Raw genomic sequence first — 640 nt, forward strand, 5'->3', positions numbered from 1 at the left:
GCATTGAATCGCGTGCGGTGGTGGCCGCATTTGATGGTGGAGCGATCAGCAGCGACGCCGGCAGCCTGTTGCTGGGGGCGACGGATCGGGCGATCCGGCTGGTGGAGCGCTTCTCCAGCTGCTTTGCCGATCATCGCCGTGCGGGGCTGATCGAGCACGACGTGTCCACCTTGGTGAGCCAGCGGATATTCGGGCTCGCGCTTGGCTATGAAGATCTGTCCTTGCTGCCAAGCGCCACAAAATCGCAATCCATTCTGTAAGCGCTTGAAACCGCTTCTCTACTTTTCCAGCGTAAATCCAAGCAACCAGTCCAAGAGTCAATCAGGCCGGTCGGCATCTCTGGTTCGAGAAGCCCACTGACGTCGCCGCACAGCATTGCTCCACACAAACGCCGCAAGCCAAATATGCTATCTCCACGGTGATTATTGGGGAAGTCGCTTCACGCCGCGAAGAACCCCGCCCAGGAACCGGCCGACCGCTTCTGCATCAGGGCTCGGGCGCCGAACATCCTGCTGATTGTTATTGTCTTTCGCGACCACGACGTGTGTCTGTGCCCCCTTCTTGTAAACTTTCCTGACGCGAGTATCCGGCTGGCCCGTTGTCACTTTCTTTGATGGTACATAAGTGTTCACCTTCTTTC

At 57.7% G+C, this 640-nt stretch carries 2 protein-coding genes; one reads left to right on the forward strand and one right to left on the reverse strand.

What is annotated here, in order from left to right; translation table 11 throughout:
- The coding region (locus AC1D0P_RS26835) for a transposase (RefSeq protein ID WP_477679512.1) at positions 1–260 on the forward strand (260 nt) is incomplete at its 5' end.
- Between the two features lie 162 nt (positions 261–422).
- Here AC1D0P_RS26835 and AC1D0P_RS26840 read toward each other — a convergent pair.
- Positions 423–640 (reverse strand): hypothetical protein (locus AC1D0P_RS26840; protein WP_477679513.1); only part of this gene is annotated, 218 nt, incomplete at its 5' end.

It is taken from the genome of Polaromonas sp. P1_G2 (assembly GCF_056405515.1).